The organism is Pseudomonas cichorii (genome assembly GCF_018343775.1).
Classification (GTDB): domain Bacteria; phylum Pseudomonadota; class Gammaproteobacteria; order Pseudomonadales; family Pseudomonadaceae; genus Aquipseudomonas; species Aquipseudomonas cichorii.
On sequence record NZ_CP074349.1, the window covers coordinates 5,876,814 to 5,896,486 of the forward strand.

Here is a 19,673-nt window from a genome sequence, read left to right on the forward strand (position 1 = left end):
GCCAAGCCTAGCAGCGTTGAGCGCAGAAATGGACACCGCGATATCAATCGATAATCGTAGAGGCGTCAAGAAACACACGCCATGGTGCCGCTGTGCGGTGCTCCCGGCACACCGCACAGGTCAGGGTCCGTTACGAAAAGGTGTAATTTTTCAGGTAGGTCACGGAAAACAGGGCGTCAGGAAAATCCAGTTTCAAGCGAGGCAGCACGAATCCGCCACAGGATCGACAGGTATCGAGCACGGTAAAGAATCTGATATGGGTCAAGCGCGTCGTCGCCATATCCTCTTTCAACACGGTTGCGATCAATCGCTCTGCATCGAGGTCGCGGCTGAAATCCCGAATTACCGTGCGGGCAGCATCCCTGACCACCGGCAGGCTGGTAAACCGGGGATCGGGCTCGCGGCTTGCCATTCGGGCACGGGCATCGCGGAATATGACCCCGTCCAGGATCTGCTCGGTCGTTTCGGCAGAATCGATCCGTAATTTAAGGCCCCTGGCTTTCTCCCCCCCCGAAAGCGCGTAATACACGACCCGCTCCCCGGACTCGGTATAAACCTGGGCAAAGGAAAGGTTGGCACCCTTGATCTGGCTCAGAATCGCGTTGGTAGCCTTGGAGGTAATAATGCTCTGCATATTCAGCTCTACCCATTTTCCTTTTGAGCCCGCTACCGGCAAAAGCCTGTTGAGAACTTCCAGGATATGCTGCTTTTCGGGCACGCTTCTCTGAGCAATCTTCTTGAAGTCAGGAATGCACTGCTTGGCAAGCTCCACGAATTTCTTCTGGATTTCTTCACCCGCCAGAATTTCACTGGCAAATCTCAGAAGTGAATTTTCCTCCCCATTGGTAATACACCACCGCGCATAGTCATCATAAGAAGTGATCTGCGGGGTCAAGGAAACTTTCCACGCATCCCGTTCGGCATCATCGAGCATATCAAAGAGCAAACGTGCGATATTTTCCCGATCTGTCTCTATATTCGGACGCTCCCGCACCAATCGGTATTTCTCCGATACCCGAATGAATTCATTGATCTCGTCAACCTCAGTGACGCGAGAAAACTTCAACTCAATGCGATTACTTTCAGGCACTCGGGCCTTATAGAACGCACCCGTGTCAGGCTCGACGAAAATCCAGTCTGTGTTCACAAATTGAAGGCGCATGCCGCGCAGGGTTCGAGTATCACTGACCCCTTGGGCTATGGCCCCGAATTCGATAACCGGGGCAAATTCATAAACGAAAGCGGTATCTTGAGGCGTAAAGTTGGGCGGTACACCCAATTTGCCCTCAGCCGACAAGATCCCATCCAGCTCCGGCAAGTAAACCGGTGTTTCGGGCAACGAAAAAAGCTCCCGTTCTTCCTGTGAAAGAGGCACGACCATTTTCCCTGTCGAGGCCTGTGCCGAAGTCGATGGCGTCACTTCAGTCGATTCGGCCCATTTGCAGAACTTTCCTTCATAGACAAAGACATCGAGACGTTGCGAAGTCTCTCCAGCGCCTGTCGTCAGGGTGGCCAGCGTGAACTCACGGGCATCAATGGCATGACTCGGGTATTTGCCGGTTCGCTTGGGGGAAAGCGATCCAGGCTTCACGGGCTCAGGCGTCGGCGTGACCAGTTTTACACCTGTCGCGCAGGGCACCGACTCCAGGTTGCGACGAAACCTGCACAGGTTCTCGGTTTCCTCCAGCCAGCCAGCCCGGGAAGAAACCTTGCTGGCCGATAGCTTACGCATGGCAGCACCCGGCGTGCCAGCATCCAGATGATAGACCTCGCCATCCACAAGGATATCGAACACACCTTCCTCTCTTTCGATGACCTGCACGACACAGCTGTCGGCGATACGAATTTCAGTAAAGCCCTCCACTTTCGAGACCACCGGTAAAACCACCGGATAGTGACCACGAACAATGCCGTCGGCGGCGGACGACATTGAGAACTCCCGCGGCCTGCTGCCTGAAACAGATGTCAGCTGTTTTCCGAACACTGCATCGGACTCAGGATCAAGCAACCTGAAATCCGGCTCTTGCGCTGTACCGATATTGCGCACGACCACATCGGATCGGCCATCGACAATCACCCGCTTATCCAGCGCTTTAACCTTGGGGCGCCAAGGGTGCTCCACACTGTCGGAGATCCGGTACATGCCCTTGTCGAGGCTGATGCCGCCGTCCAGAAAGACTTGCGAAGCAAAGATTTTTTTCAGCGAAGGCACTTGTTCCAGCAACCGCGACCAGCCAAGCCTGCCAACATTCAGCGCGGACTTTCCTGCGTCACGCACAATAAACAGTGCGCTTTGCTCTGCAAGCCCTGCGATCAGACGAGCCACCGCTTTACCAGTCAGCTTAAATACCGACAGAACGCTCATTTCACCGGCCTTGATGACAATCCGCGCCGTGGAACCGGCAAATTGCCCGGCCGGAATCAACGCAAAGGCCACCTCCATCACACAGCCGATGACGACACCGGCAGAGTGCTCTCCATGGGCCAGATCCGTGATACAGCCATAAAAAGGGATCAGCAAGCATGCGGCGATATCGGCATATTCGCGCTCTTTGGCCCAAAGTTGCTCCCATTGAGTCGCATGCTCATGTTCGGCCCTGCTCCTTTCCAGAAAGCTGGTAAACAAGTGACCCGCCGCAACCTGCACAAAAGCTTCAAGCCTGGCCTGCTCACTGCCGTCAGGCAGGTAAATCAGTTCGGCGCAAGGAATCAACACGCCTTGACGTGGCTGGTGATAGGCCACCGAAGAGCGTGATGCGGTCCCTTTCAGGTACGCATCGCCATCAAATGGCAACAATGGCGTCACCCGGGCCTTGGCGACATTTGCGGCATTGCGCTCTCTCTTCTCGACGGTTTCCAAGATATTTCCGCTAAAACCGGTGTCGGGCTCGACCTGGTAGTGGAAGCGTTGAGCGACTTTTCGGACCACACCGCCAGCAGGAATCAACTCATAGAAAATCTCAGCGGCCGTGTGATCGTGAAAGTCCGCTTGATGATCGCCCGGCTGGCAACGAATGAAGAGCCCGTGAACACCCTCTTCGGCACCGAAAGCCACCCGACTCACTTCGCTGGTCGAGTTCAGCAACGCTGTGCGATCGGCTGCCTGCATCTCGGCCAGCAACCGGGTCATGACCCTGGCTTCAGCGCGGATCAACGCTTGCTGGAATGCGTCGAACGCGCTGGCGTAGGCTTCGGGAATCGTCGGTTTTCCCGGTATGTACGCCTCTCCCATCATCACCAGTTCCAGCACACTGGCTTGCGGACGTCCGACAGCCAGCAGACGATCAATGGAGTAGGAGTCTGCGATGGTGAAGCCGTGCTCCTGCAGGATTGGCCAGCCGTGAAGCTTGATGGAGAGTTCCCAGATCCGGCGATCAACATGGGCATCGGTCAGCATTTGCTCGGCAAGACGCTTGCGATCCGGCGGCTTGATGCTCAGTAAATCATTCAGCTCTGAGGCATGAAGCGCCTGTTGTTGCTGGAGGTAACTCAAGGCCTGACTGATTTGCGCGGCGCTTGCCTGATCAATGTTGTCAGAGCCAGACCATTCAATACCGCCATGGGCAATGGCATAGCGCAAAGCCGGAATGGCCAGCGTCCTTGCCCACAAGGCATGGACATTGGCATCACTTGATTGGGTCAGTTCGGAGCTGATCCCGATCAGGTCATCAAACTGAGGGGCCTGGGAATGGCCCGGCCGCATGCTTTCAACCAGAGCAACGCCATGCAACAAGGCCACGCTTTGCAGCGATCGCCCATATTGCAGGTGATCGGGGACACCTTCCACCAGCAGTTCAGGCATGGCTTCACGCGCAAACAGGTAATAAAGCATGTCGAGCGTCGATGACGATACCGTGGGCTGACGCGCCTTGATATCCGCCCGCACCCTGGCGCAAAGCTGCACATGGCTGTACTCACAGACCCACGTGCAGCGAAGCGTCTTTTCCAGTGGCTCGGCAAAAGTCCGGGTTGCGCCAAGGAAGTAATCGACAATGGCGCGCCCCGCCAACGCCTGAGTGATAACCGGCGAAGCCTGTTCGTGTGCCAGTGCTCCGTACCACTGCATGCTGTTGAGCAACGGGGCAAACATGGATCTGAAGCGTGCAGTCTGGATCAGCGCATGCCAGGTTTGCGAAGGCCTCCAACGCAAGACACTCGCATCGCCATCAGCCCGGCACAGCAAACCGATGCCCAATTGCTGGAACAGAACATCGGCATCACGCACGGGGCTCCAGGAGTCCAGCGGCGGGACATGGACATTCAACCCAAGGCCGGTTGGCAGCGAATGGCTCAACTCGGGGCTCGATTGCAGCTGCGACGTCAGCAACAGAGTGGCCAACGCAATAGCTGAATCGAACACCAGGCCTGAATGCGTGAAACGCAGCTCAGTCCCCAGCGAGAGCGCACGCATGCCGGGAGCACCCTTTGCATTGGCGATGGCCAGGGGCAACCAGGATTCGTCATCGGGGTTCACGGCATACGCTGCTACCTTGCGATAAAACTCGGTCCGGCTGACGACAGGTATCGGCGTCAGGAAATCGATCTGCAAGCCCTCGCAAGGCGAGGCTATCTGCGAACCCGCTTTCAGATAGAACTCGAACAGCCACCAGGTCGCAATTGCTGCCAGCTTCTGATCGAGGGCATCCGATAAGGATTTGTCGCGATACTCGCCGGGCGGCAACATTTCGGCAATGGCATCACACAACACACTCAACGGGCGTCGGGCTTGCTCGTCTCTGGATGCAGCGATGCCGTTATAAAGCGAACGCCCTGAGCTGCGCGCGATCCATTCACCGATTGGCATCAAGCGGGCACCACGTTTGAATTGCACCATCCACAGGCGCAGGTCTTGCGGGACAGCCATCAATAACCCGCGCAGTTCGGGATAGTCCTTGGGGTCCAGCACAACATCCGCTCCCCGATAAGGGCGAAGCCCGTACAGGTAAGCGCTTAGCTGCGCTCTGGCCGTTTCAGTGGTGACAGCCGATTCATCGAGCCAGGCAAGTCGTGCGAAAAACTGATGCACCATCCAGGGTGTCACCTCTGCCAGAGGTGTTTCCATTGCATCGGCGTACAGCTTCCAGGCTTTTTCGCTTTGGTAAATCAGGAACAGCTTCTGGCCCTGAAGCGACTTCGGGTGTACAGGGTTCGTGTTCGAGAAGCTCGTATCCTCGCCAAGCAAGTGCTGGAGAACGAGCCTGGCCACTCGAAAATGCTCTTCAGGCAAAGCCTGAGCATCGACCATATAGTGTTCGGCAGGATCGACGCCCAGGGCGTGATGGATATTGAAAAACAATCGACAGGAGCTGATGGTTTGAATATTCAGCGGTTGAATTGCGGTAGGCGTCATTTGAGTAGTCTCGTATGCATATGTCATGCGGCGAGACAAACTGAATAGGCAAGAACCAGCCTCCGAAACCGGAAAACCAGCATTTATTGCGCAGGAAAGTTCTGAAACGGGAAATGCCTAAGACATCGTTCGCGGATAAATCCGCTCCTACGACAGGAGCGAATTCATTCGAGAAGAGGTCAGCAATCAGGCGCCAGGAACGAAGTGCTTCTGGGCAGTGCCGCGGGCGATCAGGCGCGACAGGTAGTCCATCTTCTGGGCATCCTGGTCGACGAAGCGGAAGGACACTTGCAACCATTCGCTGTCAGGTTTCTGCTCAAAGGCTGCGACGGAATGCAGGTAGCCGTTCAAACGCGCGACTTCATTGCTCTCGCCCTGCTCAAGATCCAGGACGGCACTGTCGAGAACCTGCGGCAGCGCATCGCTGCGACGTACGAGCAGCGATGCTTCCTTCAGGCTCAAGGCCTTGATCACGCACGGCTGAATACCATTAGGCAGGCGCAACTGTCCTTGCCCGCGACCTGCAGGCTCCGCCGCCTTGGCAACCACAGGCGGCGCCTTGGCAATACCGGCCGATGCCTGGGCAGGCGCGGCACTGCGGACCACTTCGGCCTTGCCACCGGTCAATGCACTCAGGGAGTCATTGAGCGGAGAGTTCATGCGCGCCGGAGCACTGGACATCACCAGATCAAGCTTGCCCACCTTGGCCAGGGCTTTCTTGACCTTGGTCAGCAACTGTTCGTTGGTGAACGGCTTGCCGACGAAATCGGTTACGCCAGCCTGAATGGCCTGAACAACGTTTTCCTTGTCGCCACGGCTGGTCACCATGATGAATGGCACGGTCTTGAGGTAACTGTCTTGCTCACGGCACCAGGCCAACAGCTCCAGGCCCGACATTTCGGGCATTTCCCAGTCGCAGAGAATCAGATCGAAGGTCTCGCGAACCAGCAACGCCTGAGCCTTGCGACCGTTGACCGCATCCTCGGTATGAATACCGGGGAAATAATTGCGCAGCCCTTTTTTTACCAAGTCGCGGATGAAAGTCGCGTCATCCACCACCAATACACTGACTTTACTCATCGACGCTCCTGCGGGCGTGTTCACCTTGAAGGTGAACTGCGGTATGCCAACACGCCCTTTGTTTCGGCAAGCATAGCGTTGGAGGGTAGCCAACTGCCATATTGAATGACTGCGCCAGCACGGAAGTTCGCGGGCGGTTACAAATCTTAATCCCCTGAACGAAAAACGCCCAGCAAGTGCCGGGCGTTTTTTCGCAGGCAATCTTAATTATCGTCAGTCTTACCCGGAACATTAGAGGTTTCGCTCAGGATACCCTGTACTTCTTCTTTCATGCGCTTGAGACCCATGTGGCGCACGTCCGTACCACGTACCAGATAGATCACCAGCTCGGAAATATTACGGGCGTGGTCACCGATACGCTCCAGCGAGCGCAGGACCCAGATCACGTTCAGTACACGGGAGATCGAGCGCGGATCTTCCATCATGTAGGTCGCCAGCTCACGCAGCGCCGTCTTGTATTCGCGGTCGATGATCTTGTCGTACTGGGCGACGGACAGGGCCAGTTCGGCGTCGAAGCGTGCGAACGAGTCCAGCGCATCGCGGACCATGTTGCGGACCTGGTCGCCGATATGACGCACTTCCACATAACCACGCGGCGACTCACCCTCTTCGCACAGCTGGATGGCACGACGGGCGATCTTGGTGGCTTCATCACCGATGCGCTCCAGGTCGATAACCGACTTGGAGATGCTGATGATCAGGCGCAGGTCGGAAGCCGCAGGCTGGCGACGGGCAAGAATGCGCAGGCATTCTTCATCGATGTTGCGCTCCATCTGGTTGATCCGGTCGTCGACTTCCCGGACCCGCTGGGCAAGGCCCGAGTCGGCTTCGATCAGGGCCGTGACGGCATCGTTGACCTGCTTCTCGACCAGGCCACCCATTTCGAGCAAGTGGCTGCGAACTTCTTCGAGTTCGGCGTTGAACTGTTGCGAGATGTGATGTGTATGGCTGTCTTTGTGGATCATGCTGGGTGTCCTTGGAACGTCCGGTTAATTGCGAAAACGCAGCGGTGGTTCAGGGCTGACGGAGCACGTCCTAGCCGTAACGACCGGTGATGTAGTCTTCTGTCTGCTTTTTGGTCGGGTTGGTGAACAAGGTATCCGTATCACCGAACTCGACGAGTTTGCCCATGTGCATAAAAGCGGTGTAATCAGAAACCCGTGCCGCCTGCTGCATGTTGTGGGTAACGATCACAATGGTGTATTTGGATTTCAGTTCGTAGATCAGCTCTTCAACTTTCAGCGTCGAAATCGGATCGAGCGCCGAACAGGGCTCGTCGAGCAGCAGGACTTCCGGCTCCACGGCGATAGTGCGGGCAATCACCAGACGCTGCTGCTGACCGCCGGACAGGCCAAGCGCCGACTCATGCAGCCGGTCCTTGACCTCATCCCACAAGGCCGCACCTTTGAGTGCCCACTCGACAGCTTCATCGAGTACGCGCTTCTTGTTGATCCCTTGAAGACGCAGGCCGTAGACCACGTTCTCGTAGATCGTTTTGGGGAACGGGTTCGGCTTCTGGAACACCATGCCGACGCGACGGCGCAGCTCGGCGACTTCCTCGCCCTTGCTGTAGATGTTGTGGCCGTAGAGGTTGATGGCGCCTTCCACACGACAGCCATCGACCAGATCGTTCATGCGATTGAAGGTGCGCAGCAGCGTCGACTTGCCGCAACCGGACGGGCCAATGAACGACGTCACCTTCTGCTTGGGAATATTCAGGCTGACATCGAACAGCGCCTGCTTTTCACCGTAGAACAGATTCAGGCCCGGCACTTCGATTGCCACGATTTCATCGGCCAGATGCAAACCTGACTTGTTGCGCCCCAGGGCCGACAGATTGACGCCGTGGTTTGAGCCTTCGTGTTGCATGGATTGCTCCTGTGCGAACTTTTCGCATCATCGAACCGCCCTGCCAGTGCGGGGCGGGACTTTCGGATCAGTTGTCGAGCGCCTTGTACTTCTCGCGCAAATGGTTACGAATGGCGACCGCCGACAGGTTGAGCAAGGCGATCACCAGCACCAGCAGCAAGGCCGTGGCATACACCAGCGGACGTGCGGCCTCGACATTGGGGCTCTGGAAGCCCACGTCATAAATATGGAAACCCAGGTGCATGATCTTCTGATCCAGATGCAGGTAGGGGTAGTTGCCATCCAGCGGCAGAGACGGTGCCAGCTTGACCACACCCACCAGCATCAAGGGCGCAACCTCGCCTGCAGCACGGGCCACCGCCAGGATCAGACCGGTCATCATTGCCGGGCTGGCCATGGGCAGGACGATTTTCCACAGGGTCTCGGCCTTGGTTGCACCCAGCGCCAGCGAACCTTCACGCAGGCTCAACGGGATACGCGCCAGACCTTCCTCGGTGGCCACGATCACCACCGGAACCGCCAGCAACGCCAGGGTCAGCGATGCCCACAACAGACCGGGCGTGCCGAAAGTCGGCGCAGGCAGCGCTTCGGGGAAGAACAGGTGGTCCAGAGAACCGCCCAGCACATAGACAAAAAAGCCCAGGCCAAACACGCCATAGACAATGGCCGGCACACCGGCCAGGTTGTTCACGGCAATGCGGATCAGTCGCGTGACCGTGCCCTGGCGTGCGTACTCACGCAGATAGACCGCTGCGAGCACGCCAAACGGGGTGACAATCACAGCCATGATCAGCGTCATCATCACCGTGCCGAAAATGGCCGGGAAAATGCCACCTTCGGTGTTGGCTTCCCGTGGGTCTTCGCTCAGGAATTCCCAGAGTTTCTTGAAGTAGAAACCGATCTTGGTGAAGAACCCCATGGCATTGGGCTGATAGGCATGCACCACTTTGCCCAGACTGATCTCCACCTCTTTACCGTTGGCCTCGCGGACGGTCAGGCTGTCCCGGTCGAACGCCTGATGCAGGCCGCCAAGCCGCTCTTCGATCACTTTATAGCGGGCATCCAGTTCAGCCCGTTCGGCAGCCATGTCCGCCTGGGCCGTCGCATCGAGCCGGCCTTCCAGCTCCAGCTTGCGGGCCTGCAGGCGCAGACGCTCGATACCGTGGTTGATGGCGCCAATGTCTTTCTTTTCCAGGCTGTAAAGCTCGTCGGCCAGCTTCTCGACCCGCTTGATACGCTCTTGCAGGGTCGGCCAGGCCGCTTCGCCTTCAGCCACTACCGTACCGTTTTCCTTGACGTTGACCAGATAGCCGTAGAAGTTGCCCCACTCACGACGCTCAAGGGTCATCAGTTCGGCAGGCAGGCTCTGTTCGGTCAGCCATTCACCGACCACCCAGGTGAAATCGCTGGGGTTCAGGTCGCGGTTGCCGACCTTGAACAGCTCGCGGGTCATGAATTCGGGGCCGCTGTCCGGCACTGGCAAGCCAGCACCCTTGAGGCGCGCAAGCGGAACCTGCTCCTGCTCGACCAGCTCGCCCACCAGCACATGCGGCGGCTGACCGGGCACATCGTATTGCGCATGCACCAGATCCGCTGGCCAGAAATGCCCCAGGCCACGCACGGCAATCACCGCCAGCAGCCCGATGGTCATGATCACCGCGATGGAAACAGCGCCCGCACTCAGCCAGACGCCGGGGGCGCCGCTTTTGAACCAGCTCTTGAGAGAGTCCCGTTTCACTAAGTTCTGCCTTCCTTAAAGCGACGAGTATTTCTTGCGCAGGCGCTGACGAATCAGCTCTGCCAGGGTGTTCATGACAAAAGTGAACACCAGCAGCACCAGCGCCGCCAGGAACAGCACGCGATAGTGACTGCCTCCCACTTCCGACTCGGGCATTTCTACAGCAACGTTGGCCGCCAGGGTGCGCATGCCCTCGAACAGGTTCATGTCCATGATCGGCGTGTTACCGGTGGCCATCAGCACGATCATGGTTTCACCCACGGCACGGCCCATGCCGATCATCAGCGCCGAGAAGATGCCGGGGCTTGCGGTCAGGATCACCACGCGGGTGAGGGTTTGCCAGGGCGTCGCGCCCAGGGCCAGCGAGCCCAGGGTCAGGCTGCGCGGCACGCTGAAGACGGCATCTTCGGCAATCGAGTAGATATTGGGGATGACCGCAAACCCCATGGCGATGCCGACGACCAGTGCATTGCGCTGATCGTAGGTGATGCCCAGGTCATTGCTGATCCACATGCGCATGTCGCCACCGAAGAACCAGTTTTCCAGATGCGGGCTCATACTCAATGAGAACCAGCCCACCAGCACCACCACTGGCAGCAGAATCGCGCTCTCCCAACCGTCAGGCACACGCAGACGAATCGACTCGGGCAGACGGGTCCACAGGAAGCCCGCCAACAGGATGCCGATGGGCGTCAACAGCAGCAGGCTGAAGATGCCGGGCAAATGGCCTTCCAGATACGGCGCCAGGAACAATCCGGCAAAGAAGCCGAGGATCACCGTCGGCATCGCTTCCATCAGCTCGATGACCGGCTTGACCTTGCGGCGCATGCCCGGCGCCATGAAGTAAGCGGTATAGATCGCGGCAGCAATGGCCAGCGGCGCAGCCAGGATCATGGCGTAGAACGCGGCTTTCAACGTGCCATAGGTCAGCGGCGCGAGGCTCAGCTTGGGCTCGAAATCGCTGTTGGACGCCGTGGACTGCCAGACATACTGAGGCGAATCGTAGTTTTCATACCAGACCTTGCCCCACAGCGAACTCCAGGACACTTCCGGGTGCGGGTTATCCAGCGTCATGGGGAGCAGCAGGCCTGAACTCTCGACCAGAATCTGGTTGGCCCGTGGCGACAACGCCAGAATGCCCGAGCCTTCCACCACCTGATCGACCAGCAAGGTGCGATGGGCCGTGCTGTGAAATACGCCCAGCTTGCCCGAAGCATCGAGCGCGATGAAACCCTTGCGACGCTGCTCGGCCCTGATCTGCACGATCGGTGCGTGGCTCATCTTGAAGTCGCGAACGCGCATGAAGCGTTGTTCGCCATCGGTGTCACGGGCCATGAACCACTGGCTCATGCTGCCCTTGGAGTTACCGATGATCAGTGAAATGCCGCCCACCAGTTGAGCGCTGGCGGTGATTTCCGCGTTACCGTCTTCCAGTAGCTTGTAACGACCATTGAGGGTGCGATCCCGCAGGCTGAACACGTCGGCCTGGGCACGACCGTTGATCACATACAGCCATTGCTGGCGAGGATCGATATAGATGGCTTTGACGGCAGCGGACATCTGCGGCAGATCGATACGGCTCTGCTCGCGGGTCATCTCGCCCGTCATCATGTTCTCGGTCTGCTCCAGGGCCAGAACGTGCAACTGGGTGCCGGTTGAACCTGCAACCTTGAGATTGTCGCCACTGGCGCTGACGGTAACGTACTCCACCGGCCGGCCCTGATCGTCCAGCACCAGCGGCGTCTCGCCGTAAGGCCAGGCAATGCTCGGCGTGATGGTTTTCTTGTTGTCCGGATATGTCGTCTGGTAAGCATGCTTGAAGATCAGCACCTGACCATTGGACAGACCCAGAGCAATCAGCGGCGCGCCGGGCTGGTCCTTGCCGATGGACGCAACGCTCACACCGGCTGGCAGCGGCAGGCTGATGCGCTGCAGTTCGCTGCCTTCCCTGATATCAAAGAAGATCACTTCGCCCTTGTCGGAAACCCGCATGCCGATCTGGTTCTGCTCTTCGATGCTAATCATCAGCGGCTTGCCCGCGTCCTGCATCCAGGTAGCGTTCAGCGGCGTCTTGACGCTCAGGCTGGCCCCCTTGAACAACGGCGCGACGACATAGGCGAGGTAGAAAAAGATCAGCGTGATAGCGGCCAGCACGGCAAGACCACCCACGGCGACATACCAGCGGGTCAGGCGGTCCTTGAAAGCACGAACGCGGCGCTTGCGCAGCATCTCGGGCGTATTGAAATCAATGCGCGCTGGAGGTGAACTCTGATTCATTCTCGATTTAGCCAGATCATTCATGCGCGCACACCGTAACGGCCTTATATGACAAAAACATTACAGTAAGGTGACGCAAAAAAGCCCGCCGCCCAGGAAAACCGGCAGCGGACTGTTCAATTGCTTGCGAGGCCAATCCTTCAGCCTCCCCTCATGTTGCTGTTATTTCGAAGCGACACCCGAGGTACCTTGCAGGCCCAGATCGGCCAATGCCTTTTCCACCACGCGGGACGGCAACGGAATGTAGCCGTCCTTCATCACCACTTCCTGGCCCTGTCTGGACAGCACCAGTTTCAGAAATTCGGCTTCCAGCGGCGCCAGAGGCTTGTTTGGCGCCTTGTTCACATACACGTAGAGGAAACGCGACAACGGATAAGTACCGTTCAAGGCGTTGGCTTCATTGTCCTCGACGAACGCTGAGCCTTCCTTCTTGGCCAGCGGTACAGTCTTGACGCTGGAAGTCTTGTAGCCGATACCCGAGTAACCGATGCCGTTCAGCGAACTGCTGATGGCGCTGACCACCGAAGCGGACCCCGGCTGCTCGTTGACGTTGGCCTTGAAGTCACCTTTGCACAGCGCCTCTTCCTTGAAGTAGCCATAGGTGCCGGACACCGAGTTACGGCCAAACAACTGGATCGGCTTGCTCGCCAGGTCGCCGGTCACGCCGACCTCGCCCCAGGTCTTCGCATCGGCCTTGGCACCGCACAGGCGGGTCACGGAAAAAATCGCGTCCACTTGCTGCATGGTCAGGCCCTTGATCGGGTTGTCCTTATGAACGAACACGGCCAAGGCATCCACGGCGACCGGGATGGCGGTCGGTTTGTAGCCGTGCTTCAACTCGAACGCCGACAGCTCGCCGTCCTTCATCTTGCGGCTCATCGGCCCGAGGTTGGCAGTGCCTTCCGTCAGGGCTGGCGGCGCAGTGGACGAGCCGGCGGCCTGAATCTGGATGTTCACGCTTGGGTATTCTTTCTTGTAGGCCTCGGCCCACAGGGTCATCAGGTTTGCCAAGGTATCGGAACCCACACTGGAGAGGTTTCCGGATACACCCGTGGTTTTTGCGTAAGGCTTGATCGCAGGGTCAACAGCAGCGAAGGAATTGGCTGTCGCAACTGCGGCGGCAGCAAATGTCAGTGCGGTCATCCAGCTCTTGAATGTCATGCCTTGCGCTCCTGCAGGGTATGTAGAGGATCTGCGACCTGCCTTCATTGGAGGGTCGTATGAATACTCTATGAATTGATTGTGACAATAAGATGAAAAGGCCGTCCCCCTTTCGGGATGACGGCCTTTATCCAAGACAAAATGCTTCAGCGAGAGGCTATCAGCGCTTCTTGGAGAGCAGATACAGACCCAGCGCCATACCCAGGCCACTCAACGCCGCCACGTACCAGGCCGGAGCCATCGGGCTGGTCTTGAGCATGAGGGTCACGACCATCGGGGTCAGGCCGCCGAAGATGGCATACGCCACGTTGTAGGAGAACGAAAGCCCCGAGAAACGCACCACAGGCGGGAACGCCTTGACCATCACGTACGGCACGGCGCCGATGGTGCCGACGAACAGACCGGTCACGGCATACAGCGGGAACAGCCAGTCCGGATGCGCGGCCAGCACATGGTAGAAAGTCCAGGAGCTGATCAACAGACCCGCGCTGCCCAGCAGCAATACCAGGCCCGCGCCGATACGATCCGCCAGCGCACCCGCACCGATGCAACCCAGACTCAGGAGAACGATTGCCAGGCTGTTGGCCTTCAAGGCAGTGGCTGCCGGGAATTCATACTTGGTCTGCAGCAGGGTCGGTGTCATCAGAATAACGACGATAATCCCGGCCGACAGCAGCCAGGTCAGCAGCATCGACAGCACCACGGCACCGCGATGATCACGCAGTACGCCTTTGAGCGGCAGTTCTTCGGCCAGCGCCTTGCGCTGTTGCAGTTCGGCAAACACTGGGGTTTCGTGCAGTAGACGACGCAGGTAGACCGACATCAGGCCGAACACACCGCCCAGCAGGAAAGGGATGCGCCATGCGTAGTCGGAAACCTCGACCGGCGTATAGATGCTGTTGATCACGGTAGCGACCAGCGAACCGATCAGGATCCCCGCCGTCAGACCGGCCGTCAGCGTGCCACAGGCATAACCGACATAACGGGCCGGAACGTGCTCGGACACGAATACCCAGGCGCCCGGCACTTCACCGCCGATGGCTGCGCCCTGAATGACGCGCATCAACAGCAGCAGGATCGGCGCCCACATGCCGATCTGGGCGTAGGTTGGCAGCAGACCCATGATCAGGGTCGGCACGGCCATCATGAAAATGCTCAGGGTGAACATTTTCTTGCGGCCCAGCAGGTCACCGAAGTGCGCCATGATGATGCCGCCCAGCGGTCTTGCCAGATAACCGGCAGCAAAAATGCCGAAGGTCTGCATCATGCGCAGCCAGTCGGGCATGTCCGCCGGGAAGAACAGCTTCCCGACCACCGCCGCGAAGAAGACGAAAATGATGAAGTCGTAAAACTCCAGCGCCCCACCCAGGGCTGAAAGCGACAGGGTTTTGTAATCGCTGCGGGTCAAAGGCCGCGCGGACTTCGCGGAATCTAAAGGTACGGATGACATGACAAGGCTTCTCTTTGGGCTTTTCTTTGAATGAGCGAACGACAGCTACGCTGGCTGCGACGGGGTGGCGTGCAGAAGCGATTGTCCGGGGCAATTGTGCAGATAGGCACCAAAATTGCGTGTACAGGCAGTCTTGTCACCTGTAGAGGTCAGGCAAGATAGCAAATTGTTTCAAAAAACACCTAGCAGAAGCGGCGCTCGGTAAAAAGAAAGCCCAATGGTCGTGCTGTGACGCAACGCCCGATATACTCGCAGACCGTCACGCGCATCGGGAAACTGCGCAAAAACCTCTTTAGCCAGCGGCTTTCGCAGAGTTTCCCTTTTGGAGCCATAGGTCGGCTGAACGCACAATGTTCATCGACGTAGTTTTGAATGGCACCTGTCAACCGCGGTAGAAAACAATGAGAGTCATGGGTCAGAGGCACCCTAGGCATGATTGAGCTCGAACAAGAAGATCCAACCCCACAAGGCGACCTGGCCTTGCAAATTACGGCCCTGCCCCGTGAGACCAATGGTTTCGGCGATATCTTTGGCGGTTGGCTGGTGTCACAGATGGACCTGGCAGGCACCGCAATGGCCAGCAAGATCGCGGGCGGACGTGTCGCGACCGTTGCGATCGACCGCATGGCATTCCTGGTTCCGGTGGCCGTTGGCGAACAGCTTTCCTTCTATACACGGACCCTGGAAGTCGGCCGTACCTCGATCAAGATGATGGTCGAAGTCTGGAGCGACGACCCGTTGAGCAGCGAATGGCGCAAGGTCACCGAAGCCGTGTTCGTCTTCGTGGCCATCGACAGCAGTGGCCGGACACGTTCGGTCCCGGCACGGCGGTAAATAGTCGTTCGGGCAGAGACTGGCCGGTTAAGGCTAAACTCCTCGACCTTGAAAGCGTCTATTCATGTCACGGTCCTTGAGTGAGAACTTCGCATGCCAACACCGCAGGTTGAATCCGTAAAATACGACGAGCTGAATTGCTGGCGTATCCGTCATGGCGATGCAGAGCTGCTGGTTGCCCAGCAAGGCGCGCATATCCTCAGTTATCAGGTCGCAGGCCAGGAGCCTCTGATCTGGCTGAACGACGGTGCGCTGTTCAAGCAAGGCAAGCCGATTCGTGCCGGCATCCCGGTTTGCTGGCCATGGTTCGGCAGCCTGGAGCGCAACCCGCAAAGCGTGCAGGCGATGCGCCAGAGCAGCGAACCCGCCAAAGCCCACGGGGAAGTCCGCACGCTGGACTGGGAACTGCTGGGGATTGGTGAAGATGGCGATGCGCTGCTGGTGGAGTTCGTCCTGCCGCAGGCTGAAGGCCATCTACCCGGCTGGCCACACAACGTTGCCCTGAAACTCAGCATCCGCCTGGACCATGCACTCAATGTCAGCCTGGTCAGCTACAACAACGGAAGCGAAACCGTAAGCTTCAGCCAGGCGCTGCACACTTACTTCGCAATCAGCGATATTCACCAGATCCACATCGAAGGCCTCGATGGCCTGCGCTATATCGAAACCCTGGAAAACTGGGAAGAACGCCAGCAAAGCGGCGACCTGACGTTCGTCGGCGAAACCGACCGTATCTACAAAGATACGCCGCCATTGCTCAGCATCGTCGATCCAGAGTGGAAGCGCCGGGTTCACATCCAGACCAGCGGCTCGAAATCCGCTGTCCTGTGGAACCCGTGGATCGAAAAAACCAGCAAGCTCGCCGACATGAAGCCCGAGGGCTGGCAGCGCATGGTCTGCGTCGAAACCGCCAACGTGCTGGACGATGTCGTGACCCTGGCCCCGCAGGACATGCATGTCCTGGGGATCAGTATCTGGAGTGAAGCGCTCTAAACCCGGCTATCAAAGGTCCGAGTCGACCACGACGCGGACCTTTGAAGCATCCATCGCATAGGCCGCATCGGCCAGATCGTTACTGACCTTCTCAACTTTCAGCGTACCCACTACCCACAAAGGTGTGTAGATATCATCCAGTTTCAGGCCTTTGGGGTAACGAACCAGCACCAGTTGGTTTGGAGGCGGTGGCGGCACGTGAATGCAAGCGCCCGGATAAGGGACGAGAAAGAATAAAGTGCTATGGCCCTTGGCATCGGTTTCCAGCGGCACCGGATAACCGCCGAGGCGGATCGTCTTGCCATTCATGTCGGCCACAGTCTTGGTCGAATACATGACGGCGGGCAGCCCTTTGCTCTGCTTCAAACCACCCTTGCTGTCGAAGGTCCCCATGGCTTCCGGGGAGTTGTGGTCGATCTCGGGCATGGCTTCGAGGGCTTTCTGGTCCGACTTGGGCATGAGTTCAAGCCAGTCGGTCTCGGGAATCTCGGCATGCACAAGCCCGGATACCAGTAGCAGGGTCATCAATAGAAAACGACGCATCATAAAGCTCGGCAAAGTGGAAAATACTGCCGCGCATTCTAGCCCTCTGCGCACAGAGGGCCAGATGAAAAATCAGCTCTTCTTTTTAATCATGCCGAAGATAAACAACAGGATGATTGCACCGACCAGCGCGCCCAGGAAACCTGCGCCCTCACCCGCCTGATAGATGCCCAGCGCCTGACCGCCATAGGTCGCAGCCAGAGAACCGCCAATGCCCAGCAGAATGGTCATGATCCAGCCCATGCTGTCATCGCCTGGCTTGAGAAAGCGTGCCAGCAGGCCAACGATCAAGCCGATAAAGATGGTTCCGATAATGCCCATGTATTTCCCCTGTCTGTGTTGAACACGCCAAGGCCTGATGGCAGCGTTGGCTTACTGCTATCTGAGAACACGGAGAGAGGATTGGTTCCAGGCCCTTTGAAAACAAAGGACCTGGAATCAGCAGGCAATCAGTTTTGAATCAGTGCCTCGACCTGCTTGACCTGACGGTCCAGGGTCGCACGATCAGCGCTGCGCACGGTGGCATGGCCAACCTTGCGACCGGCCTTGAAGGCTTTGCCGTAGTGATGCAGATGGCAGTCATCGATGGCGATGACCTTGTCCACGGCTGGCACTTCACCGATGAAGTTCAGCATGGCGCTCTCACCGACCTTGGCCGTGGAGCCCAGTGGCAGACCGGCAACCGCCCGCAGGTGGTTCTCGAACTGGCTGCACTCGGCACCTTCGGTGGTCCAGTGTCCGGAGTTGTGGACACGCGGCGCGATTTCGTTGGCTTTCAGGCCGCCATCGACTTCAAAGAATTCGAAGGCCAGCACACCCACGTAATCCAGTTGCTTCAGAACCCGACCGACGTAATCTTCGGCCAGCGCCTGCAACGGGTGATCGGTACTGGCGATGGAAATGCGCAGGATGCCGTTCTCGTGAGTGTTGTGTACCAGCGGATAGAAGCGTGTTTCACCATCGCGGGCACGCACGGCAATCAACGAAACCTCACCGGTGAAAGGTACGAAACCTTCCAGCAGGCAAGGCACGCTGCCCAGCTCGGCAAAGGTATTGACCACATCGGCAGCCGTGCGCAGGACTTTCTGGCCCTTGCCGTCGTAACCCAGGGTGCGGGTTTTCAGCACGGCAGGCAGGCCGATGCTGGCGACAGCAGCGTCCAGGTCCGACTGCGACTGGATATCCGCGAACGCAGGCGTCGGGATGCCCAAGTCCTTGAACATGCTTTTCTCGAACCAGCGATCGCGAGCGATGCGCAAGGCGTCGGCGCTCGGATAGACCGGCACGAACTGTGACAGGAACGCCACGGTTTCGGCTGGCACGCTTTCAAACTCGAACGTCACCAGATCGACTTCATCGGCCAACTGACGCAGGTGATCCAGATCGCCGTAATCGGCACGCAGATGCTCACCCAGCGCAGCAGCGCAAGCATCCGGTGCGGGGTCGAGAAAGGCGAAGTTCATACCCAGCGGCGTACCTGCCAAAGCCAACATGCGGCCTAGCTGGCCGCCACCGATTACACCGATCTTCATGGAAAAACCTCAGGCGTGGCGCGGGTCTGGATTGTCCAGCACGCTGTCTGTCTGCTCAGTGCGGAATTTCTTCAGCACTGCATGGAATTGAGGATGCTTGGCGCCCAGGATACTGGCGGACAACAGGGCGGCGTTGATCGCGCCTGCCTTGCCGATGGCCAGGGTCGCCACAGGAATGCCTGCAGGCATCTGCACGATGGACAGCAGGGAATCGACGCCCGACAGCATCGATGACTGAACCGGAACGCCCAGCACCGGCAAGTGTGTCTTGGCAGCACACATGCCCGGTAAGTGAGCAGCACCGCCAGCACCGGCGATGATCACTTCGATACCACGGCCTTCGGCTTCTTCAGCGTACTGAAAAAGCAGATCCGGCGTCCGGTGGGCAGACACCACTTTGACTTCATACGGGATGCCGAGCTTTTCCAGCATATCGGCGGTGTGGCTAAGGGTGGACCAATCGGACTTGGAGCCCATGATCACGCCAACCAGTGCGCTCATCGTCGTGCCTCTCATCGGGCGCCCGCAGGCGCGTCAAAAAACAACAAGCCACGCGGGAGGACCGGCGTGGCTTGTTGTACGAATAATGGCCGATTCAACCGGCCAAAGGCCGCGCAGTATACCTCAAAGCGCAAGGATGACAGCCCCCCTGACGACCATCTGCACAAGGACCTTGCCGACAGCCCGTAAAGCAGCCCCGTGAATGACAAATCCGCAGCAGAACAGACCATGTGAAAACGCAGCATGACCGAGCGCAGCAGTTTTCACACAGCCTGAGAAATTCCTACAGGCTGCGTCCACCCTCCACTACTTCTCACGAAGTAAAGGCCAACTGACAACCTCTCA

Annotated in this window: 14 protein-coding genes; 2 read left to right on the plus strand and 12 right to left on the minus strand. The window is 58.0% G+C overall.

Annotated elements, in window-relative coordinates; all coding sequences use genetic code 11:
• Window positions 1–130 precede the first annotated feature (130 nt).
• The 8 genes from KGD89_RS25435 to KGD89_RS25470 form a co-directional block, all read right to left on the minus strand.
• Entirely contained in the window at window positions 131–5,350 is a 5,220-nt protein-coding gene (locus tag KGD89_RS25435; RefSeq protein ID WP_025262544.1) for a deaminase domain-containing protein, read from the minus strand.
• 186 nt (window positions 5,351–5,536) lie between these two features.
• Window positions 5,537–6,430 (minus strand): response regulator, encoded by an 894-nt coding sequence (locus tag KGD89_RS25440; RefSeq protein ID WP_025262545.1) that lies wholly within the window; start codon window positions 6,428–6,430, stop codon window positions 5,537–5,539.
• 203 nt (window positions 6,431–6,633) lie between these two features.
• Window positions 6,634–7,395: a phosphate signaling complex protein PhoU gene (phoU, locus tag KGD89_RS25445; protein WP_025262546.1), complete on the minus strand. Its 762-nt coding sequence runs from the start codon at window positions 7,393–7,395 to the stop codon at window positions 6,634–6,636.
• Window positions 7,396–7,465: 70 nt separating this feature from the next.
• Window positions 7,466–8,299: a phosphate ABC transporter ATP-binding protein PstB gene (pstB, locus tag KGD89_RS25450; RefSeq protein ID WP_025262547.1), complete on the minus strand. Its 834-nt coding sequence runs from the start codon at window positions 8,297–8,299 to the stop codon at window positions 7,466–7,468.
• A gap of 67 nt (window positions 8,300–8,366) precedes the next feature.
• Window positions 8,367–10,037: a phosphate ABC transporter permease PstA gene (gene pstA / locus KGD89_RS25455; protein WP_025262548.1), complete on the minus strand. Its 1,671-nt coding sequence runs from the start codon at window positions 10,035–10,037 to the stop codon at window positions 8,367–8,369.
• A 15-nt stretch (window positions 10,038–10,052) separates the two neighbouring features.
• Window positions 10,053–12,086: an ABC transporter permease subunit gene (locus KGD89_RS25460; protein ID WP_081741996.1), complete on the minus strand. Its 2,034-nt coding sequence runs from the start codon at window positions 12,084–12,086 to the stop codon at window positions 10,053–10,055.
• 390 nt (window positions 12,087–12,476) lie between these two features.
• Window positions 12,477–13,475: a phosphate ABC transporter substrate-binding protein PstS family protein gene (locus KGD89_RS25465; protein WP_025262550.1), complete on the minus strand. Its 999-nt coding sequence runs from the start codon at window positions 13,473–13,475 to the stop codon at window positions 12,477–12,479.
• Window positions 13,476–13,635: 160 nt separating this feature from the next.
• A complete protein-coding gene (locus tag KGD89_RS25470; protein WP_025262551.1) occupies window positions 13,636–14,925 on the minus strand; it encodes an MFS transporter in 1,290 nt (429 codons plus the stop codon).
• A 432-nt stretch (window positions 14,926–15,357) separates the two neighbouring features.
• On the opposite strand from KGD89_RS25470, the gene KGD89_RS25475 reads away from it, so the two are divergent.
• Both KGD89_RS25475 and KGD89_RS25480 read left to right on the plus strand, forming a co-directional pair.
• Window positions 15,358–15,759, plus strand: coding sequence for an acyl-CoA thioesterase (locus tag KGD89_RS25475; protein ID WP_025262552.1), 402 nt, complete (start codon window positions 15,358–15,360; stop codon window positions 15,757–15,759).
• 93 nt (window positions 15,760–15,852) lie between these two features.
• Window positions 15,853–16,752 (plus strand): D-hexose-6-phosphate mutarotase, encoded by a 900-nt coding sequence (locus tag KGD89_RS25480; protein WP_025262553.1) that lies wholly within the window; start codon window positions 15,853–15,855, stop codon window positions 16,750–16,752.
• Between the two features lie 9 nt (window positions 16,753–16,761).
• Here KGD89_RS25480 and KGD89_RS25485 read toward each other — a convergent pair whose 3' ends face one another.
• The 4 genes from KGD89_RS25485 to purE form a co-directional block, all read right to left on the minus strand.
• A complete protein-coding gene (locus KGD89_RS25485) occupies window positions 16,762–17,295 on the minus strand; it encodes a DUF3299 domain-containing protein (RefSeq protein WP_025262554.1) in 534 nt (177 codons plus the stop codon).
• A 72-nt stretch (window positions 17,296–17,367) separates the two neighbouring features.
• On the minus strand, window positions 17,368–17,616 hold the full coding sequence (locus tag KGD89_RS25490) for a GlsB/YeaQ/YmgE family stress response membrane protein (protein WP_025262555.1): 249 nt from the start codon (window positions 17,614–17,616) through the stop codon (window positions 17,368–17,370).
• 128 nt (window positions 17,617–17,744) lie between these two features.
• Complete coding sequence (locus KGD89_RS25495) at window positions 17,745–18,827, minus strand: 5-(carboxyamino)imidazole ribonucleotide synthase (RefSeq protein WP_025262556.1); 1,083 nt, start codon at window positions 18,825–18,827, stop codon at window positions 17,745–17,747.
• A gap of 9 nt (window positions 18,828–18,836) precedes the next feature.
• On the minus strand, window positions 18,837–19,328 hold the full coding sequence (gene purE, locus KGD89_RS25500) for a 5-(carboxyamino)imidazole ribonucleotide mutase (protein WP_025262557.1): 492 nt from the start codon (window positions 19,326–19,328) through the stop codon (window positions 18,837–18,839).
• Between the last annotated feature and the right edge of the window lie 345 nt (window positions 19,329–19,673).

Excerpts from the sequence above, each read along its gene's own strand:
- KGD89_RS25435 (WP_025262544.1), bottom strand. The coding sequence starts at position 5,350 with ATGACGCCTACCGCAATTCAACCGCTGAATATTCAAACCATCAGCTCC.
- KGD89_RS25440 (WP_025262545.1), bottom strand. The coding sequence starts at position 6,430 with ATGAGTAAAGTCAGTGTATTGGTGGTGGATGACGCGACTTTCATCCGC.
- phoU (WP_025262546.1), bottom strand. The coding sequence starts at position 7,395 with ATGATCCACAAAGACAGCCATACACATCACATCTCGCAACAGTTCAAC.
- pstB (WP_025262547.1), bottom strand. The coding sequence starts at position 8,299 with ATGCAACACGAAGGCTCAAACCACGGCGTCAATCTGTCGGCCCTGGGG.
- KGD89_RS25460 (WP_081741996.1), bottom strand. The coding sequence starts at position 12,086 with ATGCAGGACGCGGGCAAGCCGCTGATGATTAGCATCGAAGAGCAGAAC.
- KGD89_RS25465 (WP_025262550.1), bottom strand. The coding sequence starts at position 13,475 with ATGACATTCAAGAGCTGGATGACCGCACTGACATTTGCTGCCGCCGCA.
- KGD89_RS25470 (WP_025262551.1), bottom strand. The coding sequence starts at position 14,925 with ATGTCATCCGTACCTTTAGATTCCGCGAAGTCCGCGCGGCCTTTGACC.
- KGD89_RS25475 (WP_025262552.1), top strand. The coding sequence starts at position 15,358 with ATGATTGAGCTCGAACAAGAAGATCCAACCCCACAAGGCGACCTGGCC.
- KGD89_RS25480 (WP_025262553.1), top strand. The coding sequence starts at position 15,853 with ATGCCAACACCGCAGGTTGAATCCGTAAAATACGACGAGCTGAATTGC.
- KGD89_RS25485 (WP_025262554.1), bottom strand. The coding sequence starts at position 17,295 with ATGCGTCGTTTTCTATTGATGACCCTGCTACTGGTATCCGGGCTTGTG.
- KGD89_RS25490 (WP_025262555.1), bottom strand. The coding sequence starts at position 17,616 with ATGGGCATTATCGGAACCATCTTTATCGGCTTGATCGTTGGCCTGCTG.
- KGD89_RS25495 (WP_025262556.1), bottom strand. The coding sequence starts at position 18,827 with ATGAAGATCGGTGTAATCGGTGGCGGCCAGCTAGGCCGCATGTTGGCT.
- purE (WP_025262557.1), bottom strand. The coding sequence starts at position 19,328 with ATGAGCGCACTGGTTGGCGTGATCATGGGCTCCAAGTCCGATTGGTCC.